7 protein-coding genes are annotated in these 8,113 nt (G+C 41.9%); 1 reads left to right on the top strand and 6 read right to left on the bottom strand.

The window, feature by feature from the left end; genetic code table 11:
* Positions 1-9: 9 nt before the first annotated feature.
* Both J7E32_RS03745 and J7E32_RS03750 read right to left on the bottom strand, forming a co-directional pair.
* Positions 10-546 carry an FAD synthetase gene (locus J7E32_RS03745; protein WP_214903760.1) on the bottom strand — a complete coding sequence of 179 codons (537 nt, stop codon included), beginning with the start codon at positions 544-546 and terminating at the stop codon, positions 10-12.
* A gap of 21 nt (positions 547-567) precedes the next feature.
* Complete coding sequence (locus tag J7E32_RS03750; protein ID WP_214903762.1) at positions 568-2,049, bottom strand: 4-hydroxyphenylacetate 3-hydroxylase family protein; 1,482 nt, start codon at positions 2,047-2,049, stop codon at positions 568-570.
* A 197-nt stretch (positions 2,050-2,246) separates the two neighbouring features.
* Between J7E32_RS03750 and J7E32_RS03755 the strand changes: the two genes are divergently transcribed.
* Complete coding sequence (locus tag J7E32_RS03755) at positions 2,247-2,870, top strand: Crp/Fnr family transcriptional regulator (protein ID WP_214903765.1); 624 nt, start codon at positions 2,247-2,249, stop codon at positions 2,868-2,870.
* On the opposite strand, the gene J7E32_RS03760 is transcribed toward J7E32_RS03755, so the two are convergent.
* The 4 genes from J7E32_RS03760 to J7E32_RS03775 form a co-directional block, all read right to left on the bottom strand.
* Positions 2,867-3,490 (bottom strand): Crp/Fnr family transcriptional regulator, encoded by a 624-nt coding sequence (locus J7E32_RS03760; protein WP_214903767.1) that lies wholly within the window; start codon positions 3,488-3,490, stop codon positions 2,867-2,869. The genes J7E32_RS03755 and J7E32_RS03760 overlap by 4 nt on opposite strands.
* 801 nt (positions 3,491-4,291) lie before the next feature.
* The gene (locus tag J7E32_RS03765) at positions 4,292-4,645 is read right to left on the bottom strand and encodes a hypothetical protein (protein ID WP_214903769.1); all 354 of its coding nucleotides are present in this window, start codon (positions 4,643-4,645) and stop codon (positions 4,292-4,294) included.
* 94 nt (positions 4,646-4,739) lie between these two features.
* Positions 4,740-6,674: an FtsX-like permease family protein gene (locus tag J7E32_RS03770; RefSeq protein WP_214903771.1), complete on the bottom strand. Its 1,935-nt coding sequence runs from the start codon at positions 6,672-6,674 to the stop codon at positions 4,740-4,742.
* On the bottom strand, positions 6,664-7,428 hold the full coding sequence (locus J7E32_RS03775) for an ABC transporter ATP-binding protein (RefSeq protein ID WP_214903820.1): 765 nt from the start codon (positions 7,426-7,428) through the stop codon (positions 6,664-6,666). The genes J7E32_RS03770 and J7E32_RS03775 overlap by 11 nt, the downstream gene beginning before the upstream one ends.
* Between the last annotated feature and the right edge of the window lie 685 nt (positions 7,429-8,113).

Here is an 8,113-nt window from a genome sequence, read left to right on the forward strand (position 1 = left end):
AATAGAACCCTACTTTCCTGCTGGCCAGCCGAGCAGCGAATTCGAAAGGTGAATCTCACCCTCAGAAATCAGCTGACGAATCCTGCTGGAAGAAATCACGCTTCCCTGAGAGCAGCGGACTGGATTCGTGACTGAAACCTTGAAATATTTTTCAAGGAGAGAAACATCTCCCATTCGGTCCTTGCCAAAGCGGAAATCGCCGCCGACCATGATTTCAGCCGGATTCAGCTTCGCAAGGCAGTCAATGAATTCGTAAGCGCTCCGACTGGCATATACCTCATCAAATCGGTGCACCACCGTATGATTTGCCCCCAACTTAGCGATTTTCACCAGCTTCTCCTCGACTGTGGTCAACATCCTTGCTCCTTGAAAAAACACCCGCGGTGGAGGATCAAATGTAAACACCACACTTGGAACCTTCAGCTTTCTGCCTCGCTGTACTGCCTGCCGGATGACCGTTTGATGCCCTCGATGGACCCCGTCAAACGCTCCAATCGCGACGATTGATTGAGGCAGATCCAATGAAGAATAAATATGTGTTTTCATCTGTCCTTCTCCTCCTGCAGGTTAGTTTGTAAGCGCTTCCTTGTTATCCAGCTGTGCGCCCTTTAACGCCTCGTCAACCATTGTTAGCGATGTTTGGCGCTTATAGTTGTTATAGAAAATTCCGCGCTTACGGATTGGATCCCCTGTGTAGTAGCGCTCATATTGCAATAGACGCTGTCCGAACGCCTCGCCGCACAGGTCCCAGGCTAGTTTGAAAATGCTGACGCGTTCCAAAGATGAAATTCCTTCCCGGCCAACATAGTAGTTATCAATTGAACCTCTTAATTCATCACTTTCAAAATCTGCTCCTGTTGGAGACATCAGCAAGCCGCCTGCGCCAACAATCTGGATGACTTCGATTGCACGCGGATACATTTTCGGAAGCAACCCGCGAATGGTCTCCAGTGGTACATAAGCTGGCATCGCTTCACCATGCTCAGTCATTGTGTGCTCGTATTCAGCAACCTTTAACAATGCCCTGATTGATTCAAGTGATTGTGCGAGCTCGCCAAGCTGATCCTGGACGTTCAAGTATCCGTCGACACCAATTGTATCAGCAACCTTCATCGCCACCTGTGTCGCAAACTCCAGTTTTACAAGACCGCGGACACCGGACTGGTGAGCTGGCTGCTGCCCTGCGCCGGTCATTGGGTAAAGCTTATTGGCTGCCTCGACATTGTTGTGAAGGAAAACACGGTCCCAAGGAACAACGACATCATCAAACACAAGCAATGCATCCATTTCCTCAAATCTTGAAGCAAGTGGGTGATCGAAGAAGGATCGCTGTCCATCCTGCATTGGCTCACGGCAAATGATGCGCAGCCCAGGAGTGTCAATCGGAATCGCGAATGCCAGTGCATATTTTTCATCGCCAGGTGCAAAACCAGGGAAAGAGTAGATGATCACTTCATCTGTTACCGGTGCCAGCGTTGCCAGCATTTTTGCTCCCCTGACGACCAGGCCATCTGGAGTTTCCTTCACAGCACCAAGATGTGTGTAGGTATCTTTTTGCTCATGTGAAGTCTTGCTGCGGTCATTTTGCGGGTTGATGATGGCGTGGGTTAAAAAGATGTCATTGTCACGGATGTATTTATAATAATTGCGGACATTCTCTGCCCAGTTTTTATTGTATTTTTCAAAGAACCAGGAATTGTAATACATGGATGTCACAACGACGTTCAAGAAATCCGGAGTCCTTCCCATAAGGCCAAATGTTGCTTTCGCAAAAGCCTCAAAAACATTGCGGCGCTTGACTAAATCCTCATAGCTTTTTGGTACGAGGAATGCATTATTCACTCGTTCACCGGTTTCCTCACAAACGTGAGTGATCTTCTCCTGGAATTCAGGATCATGCTGCATGTCATAAAGCTTTGCAATTTCAAGAATCGGCTGCTTGAAAACCGGCTCCTCAAATACATTCTCGATCCTTTTACCAGATAGCCAAACCTCAGGCTTACGTGCTTTAACCGCTTCGATATATTGAGCTCCTGTCCTAATTCCCATATTCACCCTCCTGAAAAATAATTGAAAATTCATAATGAATTGTAATACTAAATTTTGAACGTAACTGTAGCCTATTTAACGTTTTTTCTGAAATAGTTTTCGTAAAAGTCTAAATTATCTAATAAATTATAGAAATTTTTTATCGTTTCCCCTATGATAATGTTAGATATCAACTTCACTCATAGGGAGGTTTTGGTATGGTGACGGTGTATGAAGAAGTCTTCCATTGGGAGAATTATTTGAAATACGGCACCCGCCAGTTTTTCAGGAAAAAGGAGTGCATTTATAAGCAAGGAGAATTAGGGGAAGGTTTTTATTACCTGCACAAAGGACTTGTCCGAATCGTCACAGAATCAGCCGCTGGCAAAGAAAACATGCTGAATATCGTGATCCCGAACCAGCTGCTTGGTGTCCAGTCACTCGACCAGAAAACACATTTCACAACCGCAATCGCAGTAAAAGACTCCGTCGTTTATCACTTCTCAGCAGACGAATTCCGACAACTGATGATCATCCACCCAGAGCTCTTCAAGCTTTTTTCAAAAAGCGTCATCCACAAGATGAAAATTCTTTTAGACCGCATTAATTTGAATGCGCTTACATCCGAACAAAAACTAGCCGTTTTACTCCATAACATCTGTGATGAATTCAAAAATTACGAGATTCCTATTTCCCAGCAAGACCTTGCCTGCTGCACCGGCCTCACAAGAATCACCGTTTACAAAGTGCTCAAACAATGGCAGGAAGCAGGAATCATTGAGATTAACAAAAGAAAATACTTCATAAAAAAACCAGATTTCCTCAGAAACCTGGTTGGTTAATCCATATGCGGATTGCTGGCAATCGCTCTTATTTTATCAAAATTCATGATAATAATTTCACGCTTATGAAGCTCTATGTACCCATTCTGCTTCCATTTTTGAATAATTTTGTTCACGGTAATTCGGGACGTGCCAATGTACTTTGAAAAAGCCGTCTGGTTCATCGAGGCATTCCCGTTCTCCTGAACAAGCTTGAGCAAGTAAAACGCCATTTGCTGCTCTACCGGACTGTCCAGATGGGCAATGATTTCTGCAAGCGTCCTGAATTTATAAATCAATGAATCTGTATAAATCGCGGCTGCTTCGGGGTGTTTCCTACAAATTGTCGCAATGACATCATCGGAAAAGTAGTAAACCAGCGATGGACAAGTCGTCGTCCCGCTCGTCAAATAAGGCTCCCCATGGACCCCATGTTCACCAAACAGCATCCCAGGCGGAACCATGTTGATGATCCGCTCATCCCCCTTATCCGAAAGAAGCGTAACCTTGATTTCACCCTTTTTCAAATAAAAGATTCCTCTGCCAGCCTCACCCTGATGATAAACAACCTTGTTCTTCTCAAACTCAAACAGCTGCCCATACGACAGATACGGCTCCCATTGATAACGAAGAAAATGCATACCATCACCTTCCTCTATTTTTTCTGGTGACTTTTCTAATAATTATGATAATTATACCATTTTTGGGCAACCTATGCGGAAAAGTAGAGAAGGATTGGGCAGATAAATGAATGGCTATGCTGTCGTAGAGTTTAATAGACTTTGGTGAATGAAGTCTATGTAAAAAACTGCTCCTAAAATGTCTATTAAACAGGACTTCTTAGACACTTTACGCTGTGATTAATCTCAAAATGTCTATTAAACAAGACTTCTTAGACATTTTGCGCCGTGATTGATCTCAAAATGTCTATTAAACAAGACTTATTGGACATTTTGCGCTTTGATTGTTTTCAAAATGTCTATTAAACAAGACTTATTGGACATTTTACGCTGTGATCGACCTCAAAATTTCTATTAAACATGATCTTAGACATTTCAAACTATGATTGCCTTTGTCATTTAGCACAATGGATGACACTGAAATATCTGAATAAGTTCATAAAATAGATGTTATCTACAAATAGAAAAATGGTTGTATTTTGGTAATATAATTGTGAGGGAGGGGATAATATGTATGCGCCGTCAATAATGGGGTTGACGTCTTTATTCATAGTTATAGCTGTACCGGTTTTATTTGTTTTTTTATTAAAGTGGGTTTATACCACGAAAAAAAATTCAGAGATTCAAGTGGAGCAGAACAGAAGAATAATCGAGTTGCTGGAGCAATTCCATGGAGAGTCATCTAAGGGTAACTAAAATACAGTAACAAACTAGCCAAGCTTGCTGGTAGCTGGTAAGCTTGGCAGCAAAAAGAAGGATAGATTACGATTCCAAAGTTCTTTTCATAATCTCAAGTTCTCTCTCATTTCGCACTGTCTTTTCCCAGATGAAGTCCTGGTCTTTTTCCAATCTTTTAATTTGATTCAATACCTCTTGGTGCCTTAATTCATTCTTTGTTTCCATTTTGTCCATTCTCAACTCAATAGATTCAAACTTTTGTCCATGTTCCTTTTGAACAGTTTGCATTTCCTTCATATCCTTTTGCATTTCCTTCATGTCCTTTTGCATTCCATCCATATTTTTTTGCATATCACTCATGCTGTTATGCAGGTTACCAACCATGGTAATCAGTTGCGACATCATTCCTTCTAATCGATCAAGTCTTTCTTCTGACATTTTTCTCACCTCCCTTTTTCATATTATAAAATAAATCTGTCGATTAGGGTAGAAAAATAAACCGCCTTCCTTTTGGAAAGCGGCTTTAGTTAATCTAATTAATCAACTGCAATAACATCTTCTTCCTGGCATAAAAGAAAGATCCCACCTGGATTACAACGTAAGTTCCCGCAATTTGTATGAAGTGCATTATTATATCTGGGTTTTTCATGATTCCACCGACGTCTGTTGATAAAATTCCAAGATACAAGAAGGCCAGTGTCGTTCCGAGGACAGTTGGTGCAAAGAAGATTGTCCCTAATTCTCTTGTTACGTTCTGCTTAATTTCCTTTGATGACATTCCAATTTTATTTAGTTTCCGATATTTTAATTTCTCAGTTTCGACTTCGGAAAACAGATTAAGAAACAGTAGGACAAAGGTACCGAAAAAGAACATGATGCTTAGAAATGTCGTGACATAGAACATCATTCCATTAGTGGTTTTATTTTGATGATAGTCGCCTATTTTCGAGGCAACCCGAAACAATTCGGATTCTGCTGTATGCTCCATATCAGGATAGTCCATTGGTGGAGTCGACTGATTGTTGAGCTTTAATTTTTCTTCTAATACTGCAACAGCACTTTCACTTTCTTTCCAGTCATCCACATTGATTAAATTCAGATTCAACACGTACCCTTCCAATGTATTCCGCAAATAATCAAATTCGTTCTGATTAACGACAATGAATTCATATGCATTCGGCAGCAGATTGATAGTTCTTTCAATCACTTGATCCTTCAATGTATATGTTACAGCTTCATTATTAATGGATAACTTAATCGACTCAGCAATATCTGTATGAGCATATTCTGGCTCAGAGTTTAAATAAAAAAGATACTCATTTTTTCCTAACTTCACCTCACTCGAAGTCAGCCTATTGAAATCATCCAGTGACATGAAGTCATAAGTTTGATATCCATCGACATATTCAAGTTTTTCATAATAATTCAATATCGGGACTTCAAGATGTTCTTTTTTACCGAATAACTCGTTTAGCACGCCATCGGAAATCGTATTCCTTGTTTCTGACTGATAAAAAGCGACATCATATGGATTATTAATTACAGCATCTTTTTCAGAAGCCTTGTAAAAGGTCAATAATAAAGTGCTATAGAAGATGGTGATCATAATCATTACCGTCACAAGCATGATGATCGATGTCAACTGCTTAAATTTATAATCGAGGCTGCTCAGGAAAAGCAAACTGCGATAGTAAAAACCAGGAAACTTTTTAACGAGATTAATTAGGAAACTAGCAGACTGGTTAATTGAGATATACAGGCCCAATAACATCGCTAATGTCCACAGCGGCAGGTATGCGCCATTTGAGCTTTCATATGTAAAATAAAGGATCAGCAGTGACCCGGCCATCAGCCCCAGCCCAAAGCCGCCAATCAGTGGGCTTCTCATTTTGATTGTGTCTGCGTACCTGTTGCTTTTCATACTAGTAATCAGGCTGCTTCTCATTGTCTGGAACAAAGATTTTCCTACAGCCAGAATGAACACGGCCAAAAAAGATCCGATTGAGTAAAAAAACATTTTACCGTTAAAATGGAACGGAACTTCCCCCATTTCGATGAGACTCATCAAGAGCATGAAAAACAGTCTTGAAAAGATCGCTCCAGCCAGCAGTCCCGATAGAATCGACAAAATGGCGATCGCTGCATTTTCCAGGATCAGCAACTTGCTTAACTCTCTTTTTGCCATGCCCAATGTCATGAAAAGCCCAAACTCACTTTTTCTCTTTTTCATGAAAACATTGTGGGCATAACTGATAAAAAATATCGTGAAAATAATCAACGCAGCTCCAGGAATCGATAAAGCGTCCTGAAGGCTCTCCAGCTTCTTCCCTTGTTCGACCCTGCTGTTAAAATAAACCGTCGAGAACATAAAGAAGAACATCACCGCAAAGCTGTTGCAAAGATAATAAAAGATATACTTCTTGTAATTAACCTTCGCCATCTTCCAAACCACTTGATTAAATGTCATAGGTTCTTCCTCCTAAGACGGCAAGATTATTCATGATCCGATTCAGGAACTCCTTCCTGCTCCCTTTTTTTACGATGCTCGAATAGATCATTCCATCCTTGATAAAAACGACCTTATGACAATAGCTGGCAGCAAATACGTCGTGCGTCACAAGTAGAAGCGTTGTCGAAAGCTCATCAACGATTTTTTCAAAGCATTCCATAATGACGGCAGAGGATTTGGAGTCCAAATTCCCGGTTGGTTCATCCGCAAAAATCATTGCCGGGTCATTGACGAGCGCTCGGCTGACAGCGGTTCGCTGCTGCTGTCCACCTGATATATTATAAGGATACTTGTCTAGGATTGACTCTATTTCAAACAGATTCGCAAGACTATGAACCTTCGTATCCATCTCAGCTGCTGTTTTCTTTTCCAGCACCATTGGAAGAATGATATTTTCTTTAACCGTCAAGCTATCTAAAAGATTGAATTCCTGAAACACAAAACCGAGCTGTTTGCGACGGAACAGTGCAAGCTGATCGCCCGACATCTCACTTATCTCTTGCCCAGAGATGGTAACCTCGCCAGAAGTCGGCTGGTCAATACCGCTCAGCACATTAAGAAGTGTCGTCTTCCCGCTCCCCGACGGTCCCATAATCGCCACAAACTCACCTTTTTTGATAGAAAGGCTTACTCCATCAAGAGCTTTCGTCGAACCTTCCCCACTAGACCCACCATATACTTTCACGATATTTTGAGCATTCAAAATGACCATTTTAGTTCCCCCCTTGATAATTGCAGTTGAATAGGACGTTCGGACAATTTCTCGATGCTTCCCTTTTGTTTTGTCCGAAGTAACCATGGGTTCGGACATTTCAACCGCTCTTTCCTCTTGATTTGTCCGAAGCAGCATCAGGTTCGGACATTTCAACCACTCTTCCTGGTGGTTTTGTCCGAAGTACCCCCAGGTTCAGACATTTCCACGACTCTTTCCTCTTGTTTTGTCCGAAGTAGCATCAGGTTCGGACATTTCCGCGACTCTTTCCTCTTGTTTTGTCCGAAGTACCCTCAGGTTCAGACATTTCCCCGGCTCTTTACTCTTGTTTTGTCCGAAGTAGCATCAGGTTCGGACATTTCTCCGGCACTTTCCTATTGTTTTGTCCGAAGTAGCCCAAGGTTCGGACATTTCAACCGCTCTTCCCTCTTGCTTTGTCCGAAGTAGCACCGGGTTCGGACATTTCAACCGCTCTTCCCTCTTGCTTTGTCCGAAGTAGCACCGGGTTCGGACATTTCAACCGCTCTTCACTCATGTTTTGTCCGAAGTACCTCCAAGTTCAGACAATTCTGCAGCTCTAAGCCTTTGTTTTGTCCGAAGTAGGGTCATGTTCAGACAATTCCGCGACTCTTTTCTCTGGTTTTGTCTGAAGTACCCCCAGGTTTGGACCTCCGTCAAGAAAACG

Origin of the sequence: Bacillus sp. ISL-55, from assembly GCF_018613155.1 — a bacterium.
GTDB lineage: Bacteria > Bacillota > Bacilli > Bacillales > Cytobacillaceae > Mesobacillus.